This window comes from Rathayibacter sp. VKM Ac-2754 (assembly GCF_009807095.1).
Classification (GTDB): domain Bacteria; phylum Actinomycetota; class Actinomycetes; order Actinomycetales; family Microbacteriaceae; genus Rathayibacter.
In genome coordinates this window covers 309736-334226 of sequence record NZ_WUCC01000004.1, presented here as the reverse complement: position 1 = coordinate 334226, position 24491 = coordinate 309736, and the positions used below count along the sequence as shown (strand labels likewise).

Genomic DNA, 24491 nt, shown 5'->3' with positions numbered 1-24491 from the left:
CGTGGTACAGCGCTGTATCACTGTGAACCTGCGATGACGGAGGATCTCCATGACTCGACCCACGACGGCGCCGAGGCGACTGCACGGCCTGATGGCCGCACTGCTCGCAGGACTGCTCGTGCTCGCCGGACAGACGGCGCCGGCAGCGGCCGCCGAGGTGCAGACCACCACGGTCGCCTTCTCGGACACGACCACCGTGCGCGGCACCGCCCTGAAGACCTTCTACGAGGGCGACTGGGCGAAGAACAGCACGCACACGTGGGCGACGGGCGGCGCCGCGTTCGAGATCCCCTTCACGGGAGAGACCGTCTCGCTCTCGGGACGCAAGGCCACGACCAACGGCACCGCCGACGTCTTCGTCGACGGCGTCAAGGTCGGCTCGGCCGACTACCGCGGCGCCCGGTCGACCACGACGGTGCCGATCTTCAGCCACACGGGCCTCGAGCCCGGCGACCACCTCCTCCGCGTGGTCACCGTCGGCTACATCAACCACGCCTCCGCCGAGTTCACGGCCACCGTGCCGGTCGACGAGCGCGAACGGCTCACCGCGGCGCTCGACCGGGTGAGCGCCGTCGGCGCCGACGACGTCACCGCCGACTCCTGGGCCGGCTTCTCGAGCGTCGTCGCCCGCGCGACCGCCGTGCGCGACGCCGCCGCCTCCACCGACGCCGAGCTGACCGCCGCCCTGGCCGAGCTCGAGGCGGCCGAGGACGCCCTGGTGCGGATCTCGGGCCTGCGCGAGATGCTCGACCAGTACCGGACCCGCGTCCCCTCCGCCTACACGGCCGCCTCGTGGGCGCCGTTCGCCGCAGCGACGGTGACCGCCGGAGAGGTCCTCGACGACCCGAGCGCCACCGCCGCGGCCGTGGTCGCCGCGAAGAACGGACTCCAGGCCACCGCCGCCGCGCTCGAGCCCCTGTCGAACGGCAGCCTCGAGACCATCGAGAACAACCGCTTCTGGCTCGACACCGCGGGCGACCCGATCTTCTCGCAGGGCGGCGGCATCTTCCGCTTCGGCGACCGCTACTACTGGTACGGCGTCGAGTACACGGGCTCGCAGCTCTACTACGACAACCCCACCCGCACCTACACGCGGGCCGGCGAGGTCGACTTCGTCGCGGTCACCGCCTACTCCTCCGACGACCTCGTGAACTGGACCTTCGAGAACGACGTCGCGACGAGGGACACCGCGCTGCACATCCCGACGTCGAAGGACGTCACCGGCAGCTACTTCTCGGACATGGAGACCCTCGCCGACGCCGTCTGGATCGGCCGCCTCGGCGTCGCCTACAACGAGAGCACCGGACGCTACGTGCTGCTCACGCAGTTCGAGAGCCCCGACCCCGCCCGGGTCAGCAACGCGGGAGTCCTCTTCCTCAGCGGCGACTCGCCCACCGCCGACTTCGAGTACGCGAACCTGCAGACGCACATCCCCGGCGTCTACGAGAACCCGAACAAGCCCGGCTGGAACCAGGGCACCGGCGACCAGACCGTCTTCACCGACGACGACGGCTCCGACTACCTCGTCTTCTCGTACCGCGACGGACGCAGCCGCACCTACGTCGGGAAGATCAGCGACGCCGACTCCCTGTCGGTCGAGACCGCCGTCGAGGTCTACCGCGGCGCGGGCCGCGAGGGCAACGCGATGTTCAAGCTGGACGGCCAGTACTACGTCGCCAGCTCCGACCTGCACGGCTGGAACACCTCGCAGACCTACCTCGTGCGCTCGCTCGAGGGGCGGATCCAGGGGCCCTACTCGAGCATGTACGTGCTCCCCGGCACCGAGAAGGACTACAGCCACGTCACCCAGAGCGGCTTCTTCCTCACCGTGCAGGGCACCGAGCAGGACACGGTGATCTACGCCGGCGACCGCTGGGCCGATTTCGCCTGGAACGGCCTCGGCTACAACCAGTGGGTGCCGCTCAGCGGGACGGACGCCGACGTGCGCTTCAACTCCCTCAGCGAGTGGGAGCTGAACGCCCGCACCGGCGAGTGGGAGGTGGGAGCCGGCAACAACTGGATCCTGAACCCCGACTTCGCCGCCGACCGGATCGCCGTCAGCACGGTCACCGGCTGGACGCAGGTCACCGACCCGTCCTCCTCGACCACCGGCTTCGTCTCGAACCCCTCCCCCGGGGCGGACGGGTCGCGCTTCGCCCTCCGCCTCGGTGCGGCGCAGGCCTTCTCGGGCGGCGTGCAGCAGGAGAACGAGGTGCCGGCCGGCGTCTACGGCCTCTCGGCTCGGGTGGACAACCCGGGCGGGCTCTCGTCGGCGCGGATCGTCGTCACCGGGGCCGACGGGATCGAGCACGTCACCGACCTGCCCGCGACCAGCGGATGGGCCGACGTCACCTCGAGCGAGTTCGCCCTCCCGGCGGGCACGGCCCGGGTCGCGATCCTCGCGACCGGCGCCGGCGGTCGGAACGTCACCGTCGATGCGCTCGCGCTGCGTCAGCGGAGCGTCGACACCGCCGCGCTGAGCGCGCTCGTCGCCGACACGGCCGGGATCATTGCCGACAGCGTCACGGCCGACAGCTGGGCGCCCTTCGCCGCGGCCCGCGCGAACGCCGAGGCGGTGCTCGCCGGCCCCGCTCCTCAGGCCGCGGTCGACGAGGCCGTCTCGCGGCTGGAGGCGGCTCGCGCCGCGCTGGTCTCGGCGGTCCGCTCGATCGTCGTCGCTCCGTCGACGATCCTGGCGCCGGTGGGAGCGGCGTTCGATCCCGCATCGATCGTCGTCACCGCGACGCTCGCCGACGGCACGACGCGGGTCCTGGCCGCCGCCGACTACCAGGTCAGCGGGTTCGACACGAGGACCGCCGGAGAAAAGACGGCCACCGTGGCCGTCGTCCCCCGCCTCCTCGCCACCGGCAGTGCGGGAGTCCAGGCGCGTCTGGACGTGAGGGTCCTCGCCGCCTGGAGCGCCACCGCGGTCTACCAGAAGGGCGACAGCGTCCTCTTCACCGGCTCCGAGTGGCGCGCCTCCTGGTACTCGAAGAACCAGACCCCGGGCGACGTCAACGGACCCTGGCAGCAGATCACGACCGCGCCCGACGGCACCGCCGTCTGGACGGCCTCGCGGATCTTCGACACCGGCGAGATCGTCGTCCACCAGGGGAAGCGGTTCCAGGCCAAGTGGTGGACCCGCAACCAGGCGCCCGGCGATCCCTACGGCCCCTGGAAGCCGCTCGGCTGACCCGCCTTCCCGCTCGCGCCCGGTGACCGGGCGCGTCCCCGCCCCATCCCCACCTGCACCCATCCACCCTGCAACCACAGAAGGAACAGATCACTTTGCGCACATTCACGAAGAAGGTCACGACAGCCGTGGCCATCGCCCTGCCCCTCACCCTCGCCCTGAGCGCCTGCGCGGCCGGCGGCGGTGGCTCGTCCTCCTCCGGAGGCGGAGAGGGAGACGGCGACCAGAAGCTCACCGTCTGGGCCTGGGACCCCACGTTCAACATCGCGGCGCTCGAAGAGGCCGAGAAGATCTACCAGAAGGACAACCCCGACTTCGAGCTCGACATCGTCGAGACGCCGTGGGACGACCTCCAGCCCAAGCTCACGACGCTCGCGCAGTCGCAGCAGTACGAGGAGCTGCCCGACATCTTCCTGATGCAGAACAACGCGTTCCAGAAGAACCTCGTCAACTACCCCGAGGTGTTCACCGAGGTGTCCGCCGACGCGGTCGACTTCTCGGAGTTCCCGGAAGCGGTCACCGCCTACTCGACGCTCGACGACGTCAACTACGGCGTGCCGTTCGACTCGGGCACCGCCGTCACGGCGCTGCGCACCGACGTCCTCGAGGCGGCCGGCTACACGATCGACGACTTCACCGACATCACCTGGGACGAGTTCATCACCAAGGGCAAGGACGTCCTGGCGAAGACCGGTTCGCCGCTGATGTCCGGTCAGGCCGGATCCTCCGACACGATCATGATGATGCTGCAGAGCGCCGGCGCCAGCCTCTTCGACGACGAGGGCAACCCCACCATCACCGACAACGACGCGCTGCTCGCGGCGATCGACGTCTACAAGGAGCTCGTCACGTCGGGCGTCTACGTCGAGGTCAACTCGTGGGACGAGTACCTCGGCACCTTCGTGAACGGCTCCGTCGGCGGCACGATGCAGGGCATCTGGATCGTCGGCTCCATCCAGACCGCCGAGGACCAGGCCGGCAAGTGGGCGATCACGAACGTGCCCTCGCTCGACGGCATCTCGGGCGCGACGAACTACACGGCCAGCGGCGGATCGTCGTGGGCGATCAGCTCGAACGCCGACACCGAGCTCGCGACCGACTTCCTCGCCGCGACCTTCGCCGGCTCCACCGAGCTCTACGACACGATCCTCCCCAAGTCGGGCGCCGTCGCGAACTGGCTCCCCGCCGGCTCCTCCGCGGCCTACGAGCAGCCGAACGAGTTCTTCGCCGGCCAGCCGATCTTCGCGGAGGTCGCCGAGTTCGGCGCCGAGGTGCCCAGCAACAACACCGGTGCGTACTACTACGAGGGTCGCGACGCCGTCAGCGCGGCGATCACGCAGATCATCGGAGGCGCCGACCCTGCCACGGCGCTCGAGGATGCGCAGGCCAACGTCGAGTTCGCGATGAGCTGACCGCGTCTCCGGGCCGGGGAGGCCGCCACCTCCCCGGCCCGGTCCCTCCTCTTCCCTCTCTCCGAGAATGCGAGTCGCCCGTGACCACCTCCGCCCCACCGCGTCCCAAGCCGCGCGTCCCCCCTCAGCGGCAGCGCGATCTGCACCGCGCGCGCCGGATGACCGGCGCGCGCCGGCGCAGCCTCACCGGCTGGGCCTTCCTCCTGCCCGCGTCGCTGCTGATCCTGCTGGTCAGCTTCCTGCCGATGGCGCAGGCGTTCCTGCTCTCCCTGCAGACCGGGCGCGGGGCGAACCTCTCGTTCGCCGAGCCGTTCTGGCTCAACTACGAGCGGCTGCTGCAGGACGAGATCTTCCTCCTGACGCTGCAGAACACCTTCGTCTACCTGCTCATCCAGGTGCCGGTGATGCTGGTCCTCGCACTGGTGCTGGCCAACCTGCTCAACAGCCGCACGCTGAAGTACAAGACCTTCTGGCGCACCGCGATCTTCCTGCCGTGCGCGGTCTCGCTGGTCGCCTACTCGCTCGTCTTCCGCACGCTCTTCGCCAACGACGGCTTCGTCAACGACGTGCTGACGGGCATCGGCATCCTCGACTCGCCCGTCAACTGGCTCGGCAACCCCGACACCGCGCGGTTCGTCATCATCCTGGGGCTGCTCTGGCGCTGGACCGGCTACAACATGGTCTTCTACCTGGCCGCCCTGCAGAACGTCGACTACTCGAGCATCGAGGCGGCGAAGATGGACGGCGCGAACGCGCTCCAGACCTTCTGGCACGTCACGATCCCGCAGCTCAAGCCGATCATCCTGCTCACGGCGATCATGTCGACCAACGGCACTCTGCAGCTCTTCGACGAATCGTGGGCCCTGACCAGGGGAGGCCCGGCGTACACGACGATGTCGATGTCGCACTACCTCTACGAGGTCTCGTTCCTGAAGAACCCGAACTTCGGCTACGCGTCCGCGCTGTCGTACGTGATCCTCATCCTCGTCGCGATCCTCGCGTTCGCCCAGCTGAAAGTCGGTGACAAGCGTGACTGATCCCGTCCGCACCCTGCCCGTGACCGATCCCGTCCTCGCCCTCCCCGAGACGGAGTCCCCCGACAACCGGCCGCCGACCGCACCGGTCCGCTCCGTCTCGGCCGTGGCTCGACTGCGAGGCCTGCCGAAGTACGTGTTCCTGGGGATCTTCGCCGTCTTCTCGATCTTCCCGCTGTACTTCATGGCCGTCTCGGCGACGAACACCAGCCAGGACGTGCTCGACTCCCGCCTCATCCCCGGCACCGCGCTGATCGACAACCTCGTGGGGCTGCTCGAGCTGCAGGACGTGGGCGCGGCGATGTGGAACTCGCTGACGGTGGCGGTGGGCACCACGGCGCTCGCGCTCATCGTCTGCTCGATCGCCGGCTACGGCTTCGAGGTCTTCCACTCGCGGGCGAAGGACTTCGTGATGGCGGTCCTCCTCATCGCCATCATGATCCCGTTCGCGGCGACCATGATCCCGCTCTTCCAGGTCTTCGCCGAGCTCGGGATGATCAACTCGCTGGCCGCGGTCGTCATCCCCGCCGTCTCGACGCCGTTCCTCATCCTGCTGTTCCGCCAGGCGTCGCGGTCGTTCCCGCACGAGATCATCGAGGCCGCGCGGATCGACGGAGTGAGCGAGCTGGGCATCTTCGCGAAGATCTACCTGCCGTCGATGAAGTCGACCTACGCGGCGGCCGCGGTCATCACGTTCATGACCGCGTGGAACAACTTCCTCTGGCCCAAGGTGATCCTGGTGAACAACGACTTCCAGACCATGCCGATGCTGATCTCGAACCTCAGCGCCGGCTACGTGGTCGACTACGGCATCCTCATGCTCGCCGTGTTCCTGGCCTCGGTGCCCACCGTGATCGTCTTCATGATCCTGCAGCGCTCGTTCGCCGAGGGCATCACCGGAGCGATCAAGTGAGCCTCGCGCAGGTCCCGGAGCAGGGCTCGGCACGCGGCTCCGGATTCGACCCCGCGCGCCTGTCCGACCCCGGCTTCTTCGCCGAGAACCGCCGGCCCGCCCACTCCGACCACCGCTGGTTCCGCTCCGAGGCGGAGGCCCGGAGCGGCGTCAGCTCGTTCGAGCAGTCGCTGAACGGGCTGTGGCGGATCCACTACGCGACCGATCCCTCCGGCACGATCCCCGGCTTCGAGCAGCCGGGGTTCGACGCGGGCGACTGGGACCTGATCCCCGTGCCCGCGCACATCCAGCTGCACGGCTACGACCGCCCGCAGTACGTGAACACGCAGTACCCGTGGGACGGGCGGGAGGCGATCGGGCCCGGGCAGGCCCCCGAGCGCTTCAACCCGGTCGCGTCCTACCTGACGGTGTTCGAGCTCGACGCACCCGTCGCGCCCGGCGAGCGGATCGCGCTCGACGTGCGCGGCGCCGAGAGCGCCATCGCGCTGTGGCTGAACGGCACGTACCTCGGCTTCTCGGCCGACAGCTTCTCGCCCGCCGAGTTCGACCTGACCGACGCCCTCGTGCCCGGCCGCAACACGCTGGCCGCGCAGGTGGTCAAGTGGTCGAGCGGCTCGTGGCTCGAGGACCAGGACTTCTTCCGCTTCTCGGGGATCTTCCGCGACGTGGTGCTGCTGCGCCGACCGCGGGTGCACGTCGAGGACCTCCGCGTCACCACCGTCGTCGAGGAGGGCTCCGCCGAGATCGTCGTCGAGCTGCGCCTCGACGGCGACGGCTCGGCGAGCATCGAGCTCGAGGGGGTCGGCGAGCTGCGCCGCGACGGCGACGGGCTGCACAGCATCCGTCTCGACGCGCCGCGCCTCTGGAGCCCGGAGGACCCCTACCTCCACCGGCTCGTCGTGCGCGTGCAGGACGCCGACGGCGAGATCACCGAGGTGATCCCGCAGGCGGTCGGGCTCCGCCGCTTCGCGATCGAGGAGGGGGTGCTGCGCCTGAACGGCCGGCGCGTCGTCTTCTTCGGCGTGAACCGGCACGAGTTCGGCCTCGAGGGCCGCGTCGTCACCCGCGAGCAGACGGAGGAGGATCTGCGGATCCTCAAGCGGACGGGCGTGAACGCCATCCGCACCAGCCACTACCCCAACAACTCGTTCTTCTACGAGCTCGCCGACGAGTACGGCTTCCTCGTGATCGACGAGATGAACCTCGAGACGCACGGGCTGTGGGACCGCGTCCGCTACCTCGGCGCCCCCGTCGCGGAGGCGGTGCCCGGCGACGACGGCCGCTGGATCCCCGCGCTGCGCGACCGCGCGCGGAGCCTCGTCGAGCGCGACAAGAACCACCCGAGCGTGGTGATGTGGTCGCTCGGCAACGAGTCGTTCGGCGGCAGCGTCCTGCGCGATCTCTCGGACTGGTTCCGCGAGGTCGACGACCGGCCCGTGCACTACGAGGGCGTGCACTGGGACTCCCGCTACCCCGACACGACCGACGTCGTCAGCCAGATGTACACCTCGGCCGCCGAGGTCGAGGGCTACCTCGCCGAGCACCGCGACAAGCCGCTCATCCTCTGCGAGTACGCGCACGCGATGGGCAACTCGTTCGGCGCGGTCGACCGCTACCTCGACCTGGCGTACCGCGAGCCGCTGTTCCAGGGCGGGTTCATCTGGGACTTCGCCGACCAGGCGATCCCGATGGTCGACCGGCACGGGCGGTCCTACCTCGGCTACGGCGGCGACAGCGGAGAGGCGCCGCACGACGGCGACTTCAGCGGCAACGGGATCCTCTTCGCCGATCGCACTCCTACGCCCAAGCTGCAGGAGGTGGCGCACCTCTACCAGCCGTTCCGCGTCGAGGTGTCGGCCGACGGGATCGTGATCGAGAACCGGCTGCTGTCGACCCCGTCCTCCGAGTACGACGCCGTCGTCACCCTGCGGCGGGAGGGCAGGGAGCTCGCCGTCCGGCCGCTCGAGACGGCGGTCGCTCCCGGATCGACGGAGCGCTGCGCGACTCCGGTGCCCGTGCCGGAGCTGCCGGGCGAGTACACCGTCGACGTCGAGCTGCGGCTCGCGGTCGGGACCCGCTGGGCCGAGCCCGGTCACGTCGTCGCCCGCGGTCAGCACGTCCTCCGGGTGGCGGGCCGACCGTCCGTCGCCAGGGCGCCGCTCCCCGAGATCATCGACGGCACGCACAACGTGGGCGTGCGGGGCGAGGGCTTCAGCGTCCTCTTCTCGCGCCTGCACGGCGGTCTGATGTCGTACCGGTGGGGCGGAGGCGCCGAGGGCGGGCGGGAGATGCTCACGTCCATCCCGATGCCGTCGTTCTGGCACGCCCCGACGTCGAACGAGCGGGGCTGGGGCGGGCCGTTCGAGGACGGCCAGTGGCTGCTGGCGAGCCGCTACGCGCGGGTCGCCGGCGACGCGCTGCGGACCGCGCGCGTCTCCTCCGACGACACCGCCGTCACCGTCGGCTTCACCTACGAGCTGCCGACCACCCCGCGCACGACCTGCGACGTCGACTACCGGGTGACCGGCGACGGGCGGATCGAGGTCACGGTCGCGATGGACGTCCCCGACGCCCTGCCCGACCTGCCCGAGTTCGGCATGCAGCTCACCACGACTGCCGACGCCCACCGGCTCCGCTGGTACGGCGACGGACCCGACGAGTGCTACTCCGACCGTCGGCTCGGGGCGCGCCTCGACGTCTGGCAGAGCGAGGTCGCGCGCGAGCTGCCTCCGTACCTCAAGCCTCAGGAGTCGGGCAGCCGCACGGGAGTGCGCTGGGCCGAGGTCACCGACGACGACGGCTGGGGGCTGCGCCTCGACAGCGATGACGGGATGGAGTTCTCGGCACTGCCGTGGACGCCGTACGAGATCGAGAACGCGCAGCACCCGAACGAGCTGCCGCCGGTGCAGCGGACGGTCCTCCGTCCGGCGCTCCGGCGGCGCGGAGTCGCGGGGGACGACTCCTGGGGCGCGCGGCCGCATCCGGAGTACCTGGTGCGGCCGCGCGACGGGCGGCTCGTCTTCCGCTTCGGGCTGGCGGGAGTGACGGGCCGCTGATCAGCCGGGACGCGAGCTGCCCGTCAGCTCGCGTCCCGCAGCTCGCGGAAGCCGGAGCGGTGGTAGACGAGCGGCTCGACGGCGGGATCGACCTCGAGCGAGTGCACCCGGAGCAGGACCACGCGGTGATCGCCCGCGGGCGTCTCGGCGTGCACCGAGCACTCGAAGCGGAGCGACGAGCCGCCGAGGAGGACGGCTCCGCCCTCGCGCTCCTCCTGGGCGAGGCCGTCGAACCGGCTGTGGCGCGTGCGGGAGGCGAGGCGGTGGGTCGCCGCGGCCTGCGACGCCGACAGCATCGAGACGCCCACGCGGGCGGAGGTGCGCAGGAGCGGCCAGGTCGTGGACGCCTCCCGGACCGCGAACATCACTAGCGGCGGGTCGAAGGAGGCGCCGACGCTCAGCGAGGTGGCGATCATGCCCTCGGGGGCGCCGTCGACCATCGCGGCGACCGCGGCGACGGCGGAGGGGACGTGCGCGAGGGCGTCCTCGATGCGGGTGAGGGCGAGTGTGGTCATGGGGTGCCGTTCGTCGGAGTGTCGTTCGGGGAGGGGGACTCGGAAGGACGGCTCCGTCCTGTCTGGCTTTCTGGGCTATCGTGAACCACATGGTTCACCGCTGTCAAGGTGCGGGGGCCCTCAGCGGCCCGCCCGGGCCGGGAACGGACTGCAGCAGCGCATGAAGAAGATCGTCCTCGGAGTGTTCGAAGCGGGCACCGCCCACGTCGGCGGCACGATCAGCTGGTCGCACCCGCGCAGCCGCGACGGCGGGGACTTCCGCGACATCGGCTACTGGGTGCGGATGGCGCAGGTGCTCGAGGCCGCCGACTTCGACTTCCTCTTCTTCGCGGGCGGATCATTCGGCTACTCCTCGCGCCGCGGCGAGCTCTCGGACGTGCTGGTGAAGGCCGGCATGACCTTCTCGCTCGACGGCGCCTACCTGATCCCCGCGCTGGCGGTCGGCACCGAGCGGCTCAACTTCGTCGTCACCTCGACGACCGGGGCCGACCACCCGCTGCACGCCGTCCGCAAGTTCTCGACCCTCGACCACGTGACGAACGGGCGGATCGGCTGGAACATCGTCACCGGCGCCTCCCAGAACACGATGGCCGCCATGCTCGGGCAGCAGGCCATGGTGCCGCACGACGAGCGCTACCGCGCCGCGCAGGAGTACGTCGACGTCGCCTTCTCGTTCTGGGAGGGCGGCAACGACGACGACGCGATCGTGCTCGACCACGAGGCGAACGTGTTCGCCGACCCCGAGAGGATCCACCCGGTCGCGTACGAGGGCGAGTTCTACCGCTCGCACGGGTACCACACGCTGCCGCCGTCGCCGCAGCGCTCGCCGCTGCTGTTCCAGGCGGGCACCTCGCCCGTCGGCCGGGCCTTCGCGGCGAAGAACGCCGAGTGCGTGTTCGTGCAGGGCTCGACGTACGCGAAGGTCGCCTCGGACATCGCCGACATCCGCCGCCGAGCCGACGAGAACGGGCGCGACGGCTCCGCGATCAAGGTCATGGTCGGAGTGACGATCGTGGTCGGCGAGACCTCGGAGGAAGCGGCCCGCCTCCGCGCCGAGTTCGACACCCTGCAGAGCGACGAGCTGGCCGCGCACTACTACGCCGGCAACACGGGCGTCGACCTGCTCGAGTACGACCTCGACCGCACGCTCGCCGAGCAGCTCGTGCTCGACGACCAGGCAGGCCAGATGGGCACGAGCAACATCGAGCGCTTCCTGACCCGGCCCGACGGGACGGCGCCCACCGTCCGCGAGATCCTCGACGAGCTCAAGGGCAAGGGCACCCGCGGCTTCGCGATCACGGGCGACCCGGTCGAGGTCGCCGACGAGCTCGAGCGGATGATGGACGAGACAGACCTCGACGGCATCATGCTCGAGGCCGTCTTCGGCATCGCCTCCCTCGAGGACTTCATCGCCCTCGTGCAGCCCGAGCTGCGCCGCCGCGGCCGCCTCGACCCGCCGTCGACCGGCAGCACGTTCCGCGAGCGCATGCTCGGCGGCGGCCCGCACATCGCCCCCGAGCACCACGCGGCGACGTTCCGACGCCCTCGCGCCGACTGACCGGCTCCTGCCCGCTGCCTGCTGCCCCCTCCTCGCTGATCGAGTAGCCCGCGCAGCGGGCGTATCGAGATCCACCACCATCGACAGGTCCGGTCTGCAGGCCTCGCCTGCTGGCGGACGGTGGTCTCGATACGCCACCTGCAGCGGCTACTCGACCAGCAGGCGCCGACCCTGCCCCCCCCCCCCCCTGCATGCTGATCGAGTAGCCCGCGCAGCGGGCGTATCGAGATCCACCTTCATCAACACGTCCGGCCTGCACGCCTCGCCTACTGACGGACGGGGGTCTCGATACGCCACCTGCGGCGGCTACTCGACCAGCAGGCGGGCGGCCGGACGAACGGCGGCGATGCCGCAACAGGCACCACGGCGTCCGCCTTCTCCCCAGAACCGGAGACGACACCGGCAACCTCCGGCTGCGACCGCAACGCTCGTCTTCATGGCCTTCGTCTACATCCTCCGCTGCAGCGACGGCAGCTACTACGTCGGCAGCACACGCTCGCTCCACCGACGCGTCGACGCGCACATGATGGGCAAGGGCGCCGAGTACACGAGCAGACGTCTGCCGGTCACCCTGCTCTGGCACCAGGAGTTCGAGAGCATCGCCGAGGCCTTCTGGTGGGAGAAGCGCATCCAGAACTGGAGCCGCGCGAAGCGCGAAGCCCTCATGCGCGGCGACTACACGGCCCTCCGCCGCGCCTCGAAGAAGACCTTCCCGAAGCCTGAGGACACGCCCTCGCCCCCGGCCCGCTGAACGAGGTGGGTCTCGATACGCCGCCTGCGGCGGCTACTCGACCAGCGGGCTGGCGGCTGCGGCCACTTCTACCTCTCCATCGAGACGCGAAGCGGCTTCGTCGAGTGGACCCGCGTCAGCTCACGCGGACGAGGGTGCGCTGCCAGCCGCTCGAGCCGTTCGGGGCGATGGGGGCGCGGTCCTCGATCTGCAGGGTGCCGTTCGCGTCGGTGGCCCGGACGGCGACGTAGTGCGATCCGCTCTCGGCCTCCCAGTCGACGTACCACTGCACCCAGGTGTCGAGGTTCACGGGAGTCGACAGGGTCGCGGCCTGCCAGTCGCCGTCGTCGATGCTGACCTCGACCTTGTCGATGCCGATCGACTGCGCCCAGGCCATGCCCGCGATCTTGGTCGGGCCGGCGGGGATCGCGGCGTCGATGCGCGGGGTGTCGATGCGCGACGACATCTTGATCGGGGCCTCGGCGGAGTAGCCGCGCGGGGTCCAGTAGGCCTCGTCGGCCGCGAAGGTGGTGACCTTCAGCTCGGTCAGCCACTTGGTGGCCGAGACGTAGCCGTAGAGGCCGGGCACGACCATCCGCACCGGGAACCCGTGCTCGAGGGGCAGCGGCTCGCCGTTCATGCCGACGGCGAGGATCGCGTCGAGACCGTCGTCGGTCAGCGCACCGAGCGGGGTGCTGGCGGTGTAGCCGTCGGCGCTGGTCGAGAGCACCATGTCGGCGCCGCCCTGCACGCCGGCCATCGCGAGCACGTCGCGGATCGGGACTCCGAGCCACTTCGCATTGCCGACGAGACCGCCGCCGACCTCGTTCGAGACGCAGGTGAGGGTGACGCCGTACTCGTCGAGGCCCATGTCGAGCAGCTGCTGGAAGGTGAGCGTCACCTCCTGGTCGACCATCCCCGAGACCTTCAGGGTCCAGGTCGACGGGTCGACGGTGGGGACCGTCAGCGCGGTGTCGACGCGGTAGAAATCGGCGTTGGGCGTGTAGAGCGGCGAGAGTCCGTCGATGCCGAGGTCGGCGCCGGCGGGCACCGTGACAGTGGTGCGGGGGCTCGGGAGGCGCAGCGCCTCGCGGACGCTCGCCAGCGACGAGGTCGCGGCGTTCACCAGGCGGGCTCCGGTGCCGACCACGGCCGCGCCGACAGCGGCGATCAGGGTGATGCGGAGGAAGCCGCGGCGCTCGAGGCCGCGAGCCTCGGAGGCTGTTCCCCTCGCCTCCGAGGCCCGTTCAGCGCGCCAGCGGCGCAGCCGGGAGAAGATCAGGTGCATCACGACGACGGCCACGACGAGCCCGACCAGGGTGGGCACGGCCGAGAGCGCGCCGGCCCCGGCTCGGGTGACGATCGCGGCGATCGAGAGGCCGCCCGCGACGACCAGCAGGATCTGACCGAGCGGCGGGCGGATCAGCTGCAGCACTCCGGCGACGGCGGCGGCCACCAGCACGGCGACGCCGACGCCGATCAGCAGGAAGACCTTGTCGTTCTCACCGAAGGTCGTGATCGCGAACTCCTTGAGGGGGCGCGGCACGATGTCGATGACGAAGGAGCCGAGCGCGAGCACGGGGCTCGCGGTCCGCGCGACGAGGAGGGCGACGAGCTCGGCGACCGCGAGCAGGACTCCGGCGACGACGATGCCGGCGAAGGCGGCGAGCGCGAGGAAGCGCCACTGGTGGACGCGCGCGGCTCCTGCTGTCTGTTTCATGGGAGTCATGATTCGCTCTTGACCTGCCCGTTCGCAGGGTGCTGGTGGTTTGGTCCGCACCGACGACATTCGGTAACGGTTCGGTAACGACGGCGGCCGCCGGAGGAGCTCCCCCCGGCGGCCGCCGTCGGTCCGGTCGCGGGTCAGCCGCAGGAGCGGGCCGAGTAGGGCGCCTCCTTCGTCGTCGTGACGGCCTTGCCGTCGATCGTGGCGGTGGCCGTCGCCGAGGCGGTGGCCGCCGGGATCGAGACCGCGCGCGTCGTGAACGCGTGCGTCGCGCTCGCGCCCGGCTTCACTCCGGTGAAGGCCTTCGAGCCGAAGGGGGAGGTGAGCGTGATCGCGGCGGCCGCCGTCGCGTCGTTGCGAGCCGTCACCGTCAGCACGACCTTGCCCGCGACGCAGCGCGTCGTGGCGGTGACCGTCATGTCGACGACCGCTGCGGGGGCCGCCTTCACGATCGCCAGCCGGTAGGTCGCGATCGTCGTGTGGTCCTGAGCGGAGGAGGTGATCACGACGTCCGTGGTCCCCGAGGCCGCCAGGGTCACCGTGCGCGCTGCGGTGTCGTCGATCAGCACGCCGTCGACCCTCACCAGTCCGCTCGCCACGGCCGGGTCGAGGTCGAGCGCGACGCTCGTCGTCGGGACCGGCACGGTCAGCGTGTAGTCGCGGACGCCGGTCGCCAGCGCCGGAGACAGGGTCCCGACGTCGGAGGCGAGCTTCGTCAGCTCGGCGCTCGTCGCGTAGCCGGTCGACTCCGTCGTGTAGACGCCGTAGACGCCGCCGACGTTGCTCGCGGTCCCGGTGCCCTGGAAGCGCACGGTGACCTTGGGCACCCTGTTCCCCTGGGCGTCGAGCACGTACGCGCCCGCCTGGTTGCGCTTGTAGCTGTCCTTCGCGGCGATGCCGTCGAGCACCGCGCGCGGGATCTCGTCGTACTGCACGTACCAGTTCGTCGAGCCGGCGGCCCCCGAGATCACCTCGGTCTTGAGCTTCACGTCGTTGACGTACACGTCGAACGTGCGGCCCGCGTCACCCGCGTAGTAGCGGACGCCGAGGTAGTTCGCAGGCAGGGTCGGGTCGACGATCATGTCGTACTGGAAGTACGCGTCCGCCGCCCTCTCGCCGTCGCGGTAGCCCTCGCCGCGCCACGTCCCGACGGCCGACCGGTTGTACTTGTAGTTCTTGTCGGCCTCGCTGTTGTTGTTGTCGAACGAGGTGAGGGAGTCGATCGTCGTCTCGTCGACCCGCAGCTGCTGCTTCTGCTTGAGGATCAGCGCCTGCGCCTCGGCGGAGTCGGGGGCGATCAGCGTCATGTACGTCGCGTAGCGCGCGTTGTACAGGCTGTAGTACGGCTGGAACACGCGGGCCTCGGACGCGGCGTCGACGTTCGTCATGCCGAAGCGCATCGTCTGCATCCCGTTGGCGTTCACGCCGTTGGGGAGGCGCAGCAGGTTCTGCTTCACCGCGGAGGTCCACTGGGCAGCGTTCGCGACGACGACGTTCGAGTTCACCGACTTGTCGGCGACGCTCATCTGGACGAGCACGCCCGCGGGGTACGAGGCGGCGACGTTGTTCCGGTTGAGCTCGGTCGCGAGCAGCACGGGTCCGTACGTGAAGGCCGTCCAGTTCGCGTTCTCGGTGTCCGCGACGGCGGCGACCGCGGCGGGCAGCTTCCAGGTGAGCGTGTCGCCCGCCTTCACCGCGACGACGGCGTAGCCGCCCTCGGCCGTGACGGCTCGCGCGGCGCCGTTGACGGTGAGCGTCGGCGCTCCGTCGACCCACGAGGGGATGCGGAGGCGCAGCGTCATTCCGTCGGCGACCGCTCCGGCACCCAGAGCGGCGACCGTGAAGCTCGCCGTGTCGGTGTTCGGGATGTCGGCCGTCTGCGTGAGCTTCAGGTTGCTGCCCGCCGAGCTGAGCACGGAGGAGCGGAACTGGTTCACGTAGACCGTCCTGTCGCCCTCGAAGTAGATCGAGTCGCCCAGCTTGGTGAAGCTCTCGACGCCGGTGCCGTGGTCGCACCAGAACTCGTCGAGCTCCTTGCCGAAGACCTTCGCGTAGCCCGCGGTCTGCGGCTGGAAGTACGTCACCATCCCGGACTCGGGGTTCTGCACCGACAGGACGCCGTTGATGAACGCGTCCTCGTAGAAGTCGGCGTACTTCACGTCCTTCGTCACCTGGAACAGCGCCCGGGCGAGCTTGAGCATGTTGTAGATGTTGCAGCCCTCGGACGTGGAGTTCTCGCCGTATCCGGTGGTCTGGCCCGTGGTGGCGTACTGGTAGAGGGTGTCGGGGGCGTGGAAGTGCTCGGACTGGCTGTTGCCGCCGTTCGCGTAGGTGTGCGATTCGTCGACCATCCGGAAGAAGTTCTCGGCGGCCCGGCGGTACATGTCGAGGTCCGCCTTCTCGGCGGCGGTCAGCGTGGCGTAGAGCGAGGGATTGTCGGTGAAGACGGTGTAGCGCTTGAGCGCGCCGATCAGCTTGGGGATCGTCGTGTTCGCGTGCAGGCCGTTCAGGACGTCCTCGTTGTTCGCGAGGCGCTGGAACAGCGCGGTCTCGTCGAAGTACTCGGTCGCGCGCTTGTGCGCCGGCTTCTCGGTGACCTCGTAGAGGCGGTAGAGCGCCTCGTTCATCCCGCCGTACTCGGTGTTCAGCAGCTGCGCCGGGTTGGCCTGGCGGCCGGCCCAGTTCGTGATCCAGGAGCCGAAGCCGTCGGCGACCACGAGGGCCTTCGACGAGACGGCGCTGGGAGCGTACTGGTGCGCGTCGAGCAGGCCCGCGAGCACCTTGTGCAGGTTGTAGAAGGGCACGAGCAGGCCGTCGGCTCCGCTCGGCAGGTAGCTCACCGGGAACGGCGAGACGTAGCCCGCGTTCGCCGGGTCCTTCGCCGCGTAGGCGTCCTGCACCTTCTTCAGGCCGTCGACGGAGGCGGTCAGCTTCGCGAGCAGAGCGGCCTTGGTGGTCGCGTCCTGCTCGGTCGCGTAGGCCTGGGAGAGGCCGGAGAGGTAGTGGCCGAAGAAGTGGCCCTGGAACCTCGTGCCGTTCGCGCGCTCCCAGCCGCCGTAGCCGCCCGCGGTCGTCGGGGTCAGGCCCGCCTCGCGGTAGAAGGAGTAGAGGAACATCTCGGGGTCGAGGCTGAGCAGGTACTCGACGGTCTGCTGCTCGCCGTTGTCGAGGTACGGATCCTGGACGGTGACGTCGGAGAGACCCGCCTCCTGCAGGTGGACCGAGCTCTTCACGCCCTTCGGCTGCACCTGGATCGTGTACGCCCTCGTAGCGGCGGCGCTGCCTCCGTAGGTCGCGGAGCCGGTGACGGTGACCGTCGTCGCCGCGGTGCCGGGGGTGACCGTCGCGGTGCCTCCGTCGATCGCGATCGTGGCGGTGTCGGAGGAGGACCAGGTGATGTCGGAGCCCTTCGCGCCCTTCAGCGGTACCGAGAATCCGGTGCTCGTGCCGGCGGGGAGCGTGATCGCGTCGAGGTCGGACTGGGCGACCGCCTTCGCGTCGAACGCCGCGTTGTGCGCCTTCGTCAGCGCGACGATGTCGGAGGTCGTGGCGACGGCGTCGTAGAGGACGTAGTCGTCGAGCAGGCCGCGCAGGTGCGCGCCGTTGTACTGGGGGCCGTTGAAGCCGATGGTCTTGGTCGACGTGCCCTCGGAGCCGAGGACGCCGGTGGCCGCGCCGGTCGCGGCGTACTTCACCGTGCTCGGCTGCTTCACGCCGTTGCGGTAGAAGGCGACGTCCTTCGTGGTCTTGTCGTAGGTCGCGACCACGTGGGTCCACTCCCCGACCGGGAAGAAGCCGGCGCGCGGGGCGTCGATCGCGACCTTGTAGGGCTGGCCGGACGACGGGCCGATCGAGAGAGCGAGGGGCGTGCCGTCGCCCTCGGAGGTGAGGTACCAGCCGTCGGAGTTGTAGGCCGTCTTGTTCCAGGTGAAGACCTGCTCGCCGGTCATCGCCGCGGTCGGCCTGTACCAGAACGACACGGTCAGGTTCGCGGGCTGCAGGCGCGCATCCGTGCCGAGCGACACGGCGTTGGAGCCGGTGAACTCGAAGGCCTGGCCGGCGAGGCCGGTGCCGTAGGCGGCCGTGCCCTTCTGCATCCCGACCGTGGTGCCGCGCCCGCTCGTGTCGGCGATGCTGCCGTCGAACGGCAGCTCGAGCACCTTGCTGCTGTCGAGGGAGGTGGCGGGGGCGGCCTGCGCGGTCGGCCCGACCGCGAGCAGTCCCGCCGTCAGTGCCATCACCGCCGCCGCCGCGATCGGTGTCCGTCGTCTCGTCGTCATTCGTGGAGCCTCTCGTCGTTGAGAACGTCAGGGGACGGCGAGAGAGCGGAATGTCCTCACCGAATTCGCGAAATGTTACCGTGAACAAACGCGTTTCGGTGAGGTTTCGGTGCGGGAACCGAGCGACTGCGAAGCCCCGCCCCCGCCCTCACCGGCGCTGAGCGAGGGCCTCCAGCAGGTAGGGCGCGGTGCGGCTCGCGGAGGACCGCGCGACCTCCTCCGGAGTGCCCGTCGCGACGATCGAGCCGCCCGCCTGGCCCGCTCCGGGGCCGAGGTCGATGACCCAGTCGGCGTCCGCGACGATCCGCATGTCGTGCTCGACGACGATCACGGTGTTGCCCGCGTCGACCAGGTGCTGCAGGTGGCCGAGCAGGCGGTCGGCGTCGGCGGGGTGCAGGCCCGAGGTCGGCTCGTCGAGCAGGTAGAGGGTGTCGCCGCGCTGGGCGCGACGCAGCTCCGAGGCGAGCTTCACCCGCTGCGCCTCGCCTCCCGAGAGCTCGGGGGCCGGCTGGCCGAGCGAGACGTAGCCGAGCCCGACGTCGAGCAGCGCGTCGAGGTGCCGGACGACCTCGGGCTCGTCGGCGAAGACGTCGCGGGCCGCGCTGACGCTGAGTGCGAGGACGTCGGCGATCGTCTGCCCGTTCAGCGTCACCTCGAGCGTCTCGGGGTTGTAGCGGGTCCCTCCGCAGGTCGCGCAGGGCGCCTCGACGGTCGGCAGGAACAGCAGCTCGACCTCGATCGACCCCTCGCCCTTGCAGACGGGGCAGCGTCCGCTCGGCAGGTTGAACGAGAACCGGCTCGCCCCGAAGCGGCGGCGCTTCGCCTCCGGAGTCGCCGCGAACAGCGCCCGCACCCGGTCGAACAGGCCGGTGTAGGTCGCCACGTTCGAGCGCGAGGTGCGGCCGATGGGCGTCTGGCTGACCTGCACGACCCGGCGGAGGCGGTCGGCCGGCCCCGAGGCGCTCCCGAGCGTGGCGTCGGCGGTCGAGTCGAGCAGCGGGTCGTCGGAGGAGCGCTCCTCCGCGGCGGGAGCGTCCTCGGCGACGTCGGCGCGCAGGCTCGCCCGCAGCAGGTCCGGGAGCGCCTGGTTCACCAGCGTCGACTTGCCCGATCCGGAGACGCCGGTGACGGCCGTCAGCACGCCGACCGGGAACGAGACCGCCAGGTCGCGGAGGTTGTTGCGCGCGACTCCGGCGAGCTCGATCCGCGCGTCGGCCGTGCGCCGGGTGCGCAGCGGCACGGGATCGCCCTCGGGGGAGAGGTAGCGCCGCGTGACGGAGTCGCGGGCGCCCGTGAGGCCGGCGAGCTCGCCCGAGTAGACGACGGTCCCGCCACCCGACCCCGCGCCCGGGCCGATGTCGACGATCCAGTCGGCCTGGCGGATGACCTCGAGGGAGTGCTCGACGAAGAAGACCGTGTTGCCCGTCTCCTTGAGCGTCCGCAGGATGCCGAGGAGCGCCTCCGTGTCGGCCGGATGCAGACCGGTGGACGGCTCGTCGAGGACGAAGACGACGCCGAACAGGCGCGACAGGACCTGGGTGGCGAGGCGCATCCGCTGCAGCTCGCCGGAGGAGAGCGTGGGCGTCGACCGGTCGAGGGAGAGGTAGCCGAGCCCGAGGTCGATGATCGGCGACATGCGCCCGACCAGGTCCTCGACGAGGCGCTGCGCGGCCAGGCGGGTCTGCGGTGCTCCGTCGGCGGCGGCCCAGTCCGGCTCCAGCACGCGCTTCATGACGACCACGAGATCCTCGAGCGGGAGGGCGGAGAGCTCGGTGATGTCGCGGCCCTCGAACGTGACGGCGAGCGCCTCGGGCTTCAGCCTCCTGCCGCCGCAGGTGCCGCACGCCACGCTCACCAGGAACGTCGCCGCGCGCTCGCGCATCCGGGCGCTCTTCGAGCCGGCGAAGGTGTCGAGGACGTAGCGGCGCACCCCGAGGAACGTGCTCATGTACCTCGGCTCGACCCCGGCGGCGACGGCCTCGCGCACCTCGGCGGGCGAGCGGTCGGTCCAGACGGGCACCTGGGGCGACTCGGGCGTGTGCAGGATCCAGTCGCGCTCGTGGGCCGGGAGATCGCGCCAGGGCACATCGATGTCGTAGCCGAGCGAGATCAGGCTGTCGCGCAGCTGCTTGCCGTGCCAGGCGGTCGGCCAGGCGGCGAGGGCGCCGTCGCGGATGGTGAGCGACTCGTCGGGCACCATCAGCTCGTCGGGGACGTCGTAGACGCGCCCGATGCCGTGACAGGTAGGGCACGCGCCCTGGACCGTGTTGGCCGAGAAGTCCTCCGCGAAGAGCATCGGCGCCCCCTCCGGATACCGGCCGACCCGCGAGAACACCATGCGCACCACGCTCGAGAGCGTCGTGGCGCTGCCGACCGTCGACCGCGCCGATCCGCTCGAGCGCCGCTGCGGCAGGGCGACCGCGGGCGGCAGCCCCTCGATCGCGTCGACGTCGGGCACGCCGACCTGGTCGATCAGCCGCCGCGCGTAGGGCGCGACCGACTCGAAGTAGCGCCGCTGCGCCTCCGCGTAGAGCGTGCCGAAGGCGAGCGAGCTCTTGCCCGAGCCGGACACGCCGGTGAAGGCCACGAGGGAGTCGCGGGGGATGTCGACGTCGACGCTCCGGAGGTTGTTCTCCCGGGCGCCCCTGACGCGGACCCGGTCGAGGCTGGTGGGCGGTGTCGTCGGCGCAGTCATCCCTCCAGCTTGCCGTGCCCGGAGGCGCGCTCCCGACACCGGACCCGCTGGATGCGTGCGCGGACGAGCCGCTGCAGCAGCGCCGGGTAGAGCTGCAGCACGATCGTCGAGGCCAGGAGCCCCGCCGCCCCGCGAGGCGCACCCCGGAGGAGGACGGCGGCGGCGACGGTGACACCGCCCGCGGTACCGGCGAGGTGCACGAGCTCCGACCGCCGGGTGTGCTGATCGAGCGACGCGAGACCCGCGCGGGTGCCGTCGTAGGCGCGCAGGCGCGTGATCCGCCGGTTCCAGCCCGTCCGGTCGAGCATCCGCCCGAAGCGTCCGACCCCCAGCGCCCGGAGGATCGCCGGCTCGCGGGGACCCACCGTGAACAGCCGGTTCTCGAGCGGTCGCGCCCGTCGGCCGATGGTCAGCGCGGCGGCGCCGGTCAGGACCGGCTGCACCAGCACGGCGAGCGGCTCGCGGCCGGATCGGATCATGCGGCACAGTCCAGCAGACGGAGCCCGGTCGCTGCAGTGTCCGCGTGGACGAGGAGGAGTTCCTCCGCGAGTGGCGCGCACCCTGAGCCGCGCGCTCCGGAGGACGTGGATCTCGATACGCCCGCTGCGCGGGCTACTCGATCAGCGACGGGGGGGCGAGACGCCCGCCCTCCAGCCCGCTGGTCGAGTAGCCGCCGCAGGCGGCGTATCGAGACCCACCAGCTTCAGCAGGCAGCGGGATCGCTGCCGCCCGTCAGCCGCAGCTGCGGGCCGCGTACGGCGCCGTGAGCGTCGCGCCGCCGGCCGTCGCTGTCAGGGTGCCGGCCGCCACCGACACCGCCCGCGTCGTGAAGGCGTGCGTCGCGTTCGCGCCCGGAGCCGCGGTCAGCGCCGGCGAGGAGCCCCACGCCGAGCGGATCACGACCGGGACCGCGGAGGCGCCCGTGTTCTTCACGACTCCGGTCACCACGACCTTGCCGGCGACGCAGCGCGTCGACGCGGTGAGCGTCGCCGTCGACGCCGCCACGACGACCGTGGCGGTCACGCGGGCGGCGGTCGAGCTCGAGAGCACGCGGCCAGGAGCGTTGTAGGCCGTCGATCCGCCGGCCCCCACCCACTGGTTGTCGTTCGCTCCCAGAGTCCGCACGACTCCGCTCACCGCGTAGCGGCCGGGAGCCGTGCCCACCGTCGAGACGTCCCACGTCACCGGCTGCGAGGCCGTGCCGCGCCCGTAGGCGAGCACCACGTCGGCGCGGGCGGGCAGCTCCGCGACGGAGCCGACCTCGCCGAGGTCGGACCGCACCGCCGAGGCCGCATCGGCCGCGCGGACCTCGGCGTACTGTCCCGCGGTGAGCGAGACGATGCCGCCGTGCTTGGTCGACGGCGCCATCGAGAAGCCGGGGTCGTTCAGCTGCGTCCAGCCCGCGTCGAGGTCGGTGGTCACCATCGGCCGGTAGCCGGTGGAGGGGATCACGTCGACGTAGAGGTACCAGCGGTCGGTGTCGTGATCCTTGAACACGGCCGGCCCTTCCACTCCCCCGGCGTTCCCACCCGCCCAGACCGCGCCGATGCGGTCCTGCAGCGGCGTCCACGTCGTCGCCGGCAGCCACCACTTCGGAGCCGTCGTCGACTCCATGTAGATGCCGCGGCCGGTGCCGTTGTCCTTCGAGATCCGGTAGGTCGTGCCGTCGTCCTGGATGAGGGTCGTGTCGATGACATCCGCCCCGGTGTCGATGAACGTGCCCCCGTACGAGTACGTCGCCTGGGTGAAGTCGGTGGTCACGCCCCAGAGAACGCGCGACGAGCCGGTGCCCGGCGTGTGCGCGGCGCTGCCGTAGACGGTGGAGGACCAGTAGACGACGAACGCGCCCCTGCCCGCCGCGTAGTAGTCGGGCACCCAGGTCGCCTCGGGCGCCCACATCATGCCGGCCTCGAGCGCCTTCGCGCCCGCGCCGTCGAGCGCCACGTCGAACTGGCGCAGGTCGCTCCACGACACCAGGTCGGTCGACTCCCAGACGTTCATCCTCGTGCTGCCCTGCGTGGTCCAGTAGCACCACGTGGTGCACGAGCCCGAGCCCTGGTCGCCGCCGAAGACCCGCAGATCGGTGGCGATGATGTAGTACTTCTTCGTCTCGGGGTTGAAGGTGAGGTACGGGTCGCGCACGCCGGTCGTGCCGAGGTCGGAGGCGAGGATCGGCTTCCCGCCGTTCAGCGGGTCCCACTTCTCGGGGTCGTCGCCGCGGGAGACGTCGAGGTAGATCTTCTCGGCGTAGCCCGCCGCATCCTCGATGAAGTGCACCATGAGATAGCCGTAGGGGGTGTCGACGCCGACCTGCGGCTCGACCGTCACGGCGATCTGCCGGGTCTGCGCGACTCCGCGGATCGAGGCGGTGGCGGTGAGCGTCGAGGCCCGGGCGGCCTGTCCCGCGGCGGGCCGGTCCGCCTGAAGGGTCCGGCCGTCGGTCACGCGGAGGGCCGGGTCGCTCGAGGCCCAGGTCACGGCTCCACCGTAGTCAGGCAGGGTCGTGGTCGAGTCGTCGACTGTCACCGGAACCGCGACGGAGTCGAGCACCCCTGCGACGAGCGGCGCGAAGGTCGCCGCGTGGGGCTTCGCGTCCACGGTCGAGACGTCGACGATCTCCTGGGCGCTCAGCGCCCGGTCGTACACGCGGAACGCCGAGACCTCCCCCTTGTAGAACGGGTCGGGGTAGGGCGCGCGGCCGATCGTGTTCAGCGACTGGTCGGTCACGGAGGAGGGGCGCAGCGCGGTCGGCGCCGACGCGACGCGCACGCCGTCGACGAAGAACGAGATCGTGCCGGCCGGGCCGTCGATCACCGAGGTGAGGCTGTACCAGCGGTCGGCCGCGATGCCGGAGGCACTGCGCGCGTTGATCTCGGCGCCGCCTCCGCCGGTCGTGATCGCGGTGCGCACCCTGTCGCGCACCGACGCGAACCAGTACTGCGAGGTGCTGTCGCTGCCGAGGTTCCAGAGGAAGTGGAAGGTCGAGAGCATCGACGCGTCGGCCCGCGTCTCGACGGTGACCGTCGCCGAGGACTTCCCCTTCAGCAGGTCGTCCGGCAGCTCGACCCAGGGTGCGGCGCTCGTCTTGGCGCCGCCGGTGAGACGGAGCGACGTGCCGGTCCAGAGCGCGTCGGTCCCGTTCACGACACGGGCGGGTCCCACGGCGCCTCCCGCGGTGTTCGGGACACTCGCGCCGGTGGTCTGCGTGAAGCGGTAGTCGGCGAGGAGTCCGGAGGACGGGATCTGCGCCTCGGCGGCGGTGGCGGCGGGCGCGACGAGACCCGAGGCGAGCACCGCCCCGATCCCGAGGGCGGCGAGGACGGCGCGCAGGGGCGCGCGCCTGGAGGTGGTGGGCATGGTGCTCCTTCGCACAGTGCTG

13 protein-coding genes are annotated in these 24491 nt (G+C 70.8%); 7 read left to right on the top strand and 6 right to left on the bottom strand.

The genetic code is table 11. From position 1 onward, the window contains the following. Positions 1-49 precede the first annotated feature (49 nt). From GRS92_RS09135 to GRS92_RS09115, 5 genes are all read left to right on the top strand, one after another. A complete protein-coding gene (locus GRS92_RS09135) occupies positions 50-3193 on the top strand; it encodes a carbohydrate-binding protein (protein ID WP_159855446.1) in 3144 nt (1047 codons plus the stop codon). A 95-nt stretch (positions 3194-3288) separates the two neighbouring features. Then, positions 3289-4605, top strand: a complete 1317-nt coding sequence (locus tag GRS92_RS09130) for an ABC transporter substrate-binding protein (RefSeq protein WP_159855444.1) — start codon at positions 3289-3291, stop codon at positions 4603-4605. Between the two features lie 80 nt (positions 4606-4685). Beyond that, positions 4686-5642, top strand: coding sequence for a carbohydrate ABC transporter permease (locus tag GRS92_RS09125; RefSeq protein WP_235021896.1), 957 nt, complete (start codon positions 4686-4688; stop codon positions 5640-5642). Then, positions 5635-6552, top strand: a complete 918-nt coding sequence (locus tag GRS92_RS09120; protein WP_235021895.1) for a carbohydrate ABC transporter permease — start codon at positions 5635-5637, stop codon at positions 6550-6552. Before GRS92_RS09125 ends, GRS92_RS09120 begins: the two co-directional genes overlap by 8 nt. Continuing rightward, positions 6549-9608 carry a glycoside hydrolase family 2 TIM barrel-domain containing protein gene (locus tag GRS92_RS09115; RefSeq protein ID WP_159855442.1) on the top strand — a complete coding sequence of 1020 codons (3060 nt, stop codon included), beginning with the start codon at positions 6549-6551 and terminating at the stop codon, positions 9606-9608. The genes GRS92_RS09120 and GRS92_RS09115 overlap by 4 nt, the downstream gene beginning before the upstream one ends. A gap of 23 nt (positions 9609-9631) precedes the next feature. Here GRS92_RS09115 and GRS92_RS09110 read toward each other — a convergent pair whose 3' ends face one another. Continuing rightward, on the bottom strand, positions 9632-10123 hold the full coding sequence (locus tag GRS92_RS09110) for a flavin reductase family protein (protein WP_159855440.1): 492 nt from the start codon (positions 10121-10123) through the stop codon (positions 9632-9634). A 160-nt stretch (positions 10124-10283) separates the two neighbouring features. Here GRS92_RS09110 and GRS92_RS09105 point away from each other — a divergent pair, with 160 nt between their 5' ends. Both GRS92_RS09105 and GRS92_RS09100 read left to right on the top strand, forming a co-directional pair. Next, a complete protein-coding gene (locus GRS92_RS09105; protein WP_159855438.1) occupies positions 10284-11681 on the top strand; it encodes an NtaA/DmoA family FMN-dependent monooxygenase in 1398 nt (465 codons plus the stop codon). Positions 11682-12117: 436 nt separating this feature from the next. Continuing rightward, on the top strand, positions 12118-12432 hold the full coding sequence (locus GRS92_RS09100) for a GIY-YIG nuclease family protein (RefSeq protein WP_159855436.1): 315 nt from the start codon (positions 12118-12120) through the stop codon (positions 12430-12432). 115 nt (positions 12433-12547) lie between these two features. Here the strand turns inward: GRS92_RS09100 and GRS92_RS09095 are convergent, their stop codons facing one another. The 5 genes from GRS92_RS09095 to GRS92_RS09075 all read right to left on the bottom strand — a co-directional run bounded on the left by GRS92_RS09095 (position 12548) and on the right by GRS92_RS09075 (position 24469). Further along, positions 12548-14131: a molybdopterin-dependent oxidoreductase gene (locus tag GRS92_RS09095; protein WP_235021894.1), complete on the bottom strand. Its 1584-nt coding sequence runs from the start codon at positions 14129-14131 to the stop codon at positions 12548-12550. A gap of 143 nt (positions 14132-14274) precedes the next feature. Further along, positions 14275-18417, bottom strand: coding sequence for a beta-L-arabinofuranosidase domain-containing protein (locus GRS92_RS09090; protein WP_159855432.1), 4143 nt, complete (start codon positions 18415-18417; stop codon positions 14275-14277). A 148-nt stretch (positions 18418-18565) separates the two neighbouring features. Further along, complete coding sequence (locus tag GRS92_RS09085) at positions 18566-21112, bottom strand: excinuclease ABC subunit UvrA (protein ID WP_159855430.1); 2547 nt, start codon at positions 21110-21112, stop codon at positions 18566-18568. After that, a complete protein-coding gene (locus GRS92_RS09080) occupies positions 21109-21591 on the bottom strand; it encodes a hypothetical protein (RefSeq protein WP_159855428.1) in 483 nt (160 codons plus the stop codon). The genes GRS92_RS09085 and GRS92_RS09080 overlap by 4 nt, the downstream gene beginning before the upstream one ends. 253 nt (positions 21592-21844) lie before the next feature. Then, entirely contained in the window at positions 21845-24469 is a 2625-nt protein-coding gene (locus GRS92_RS09075) for a LamG-like jellyroll fold domain-containing protein (protein ID WP_159855426.1), read from the bottom strand. Between the last annotated feature and the right edge of the window lie 22 nt (positions 24470-24491).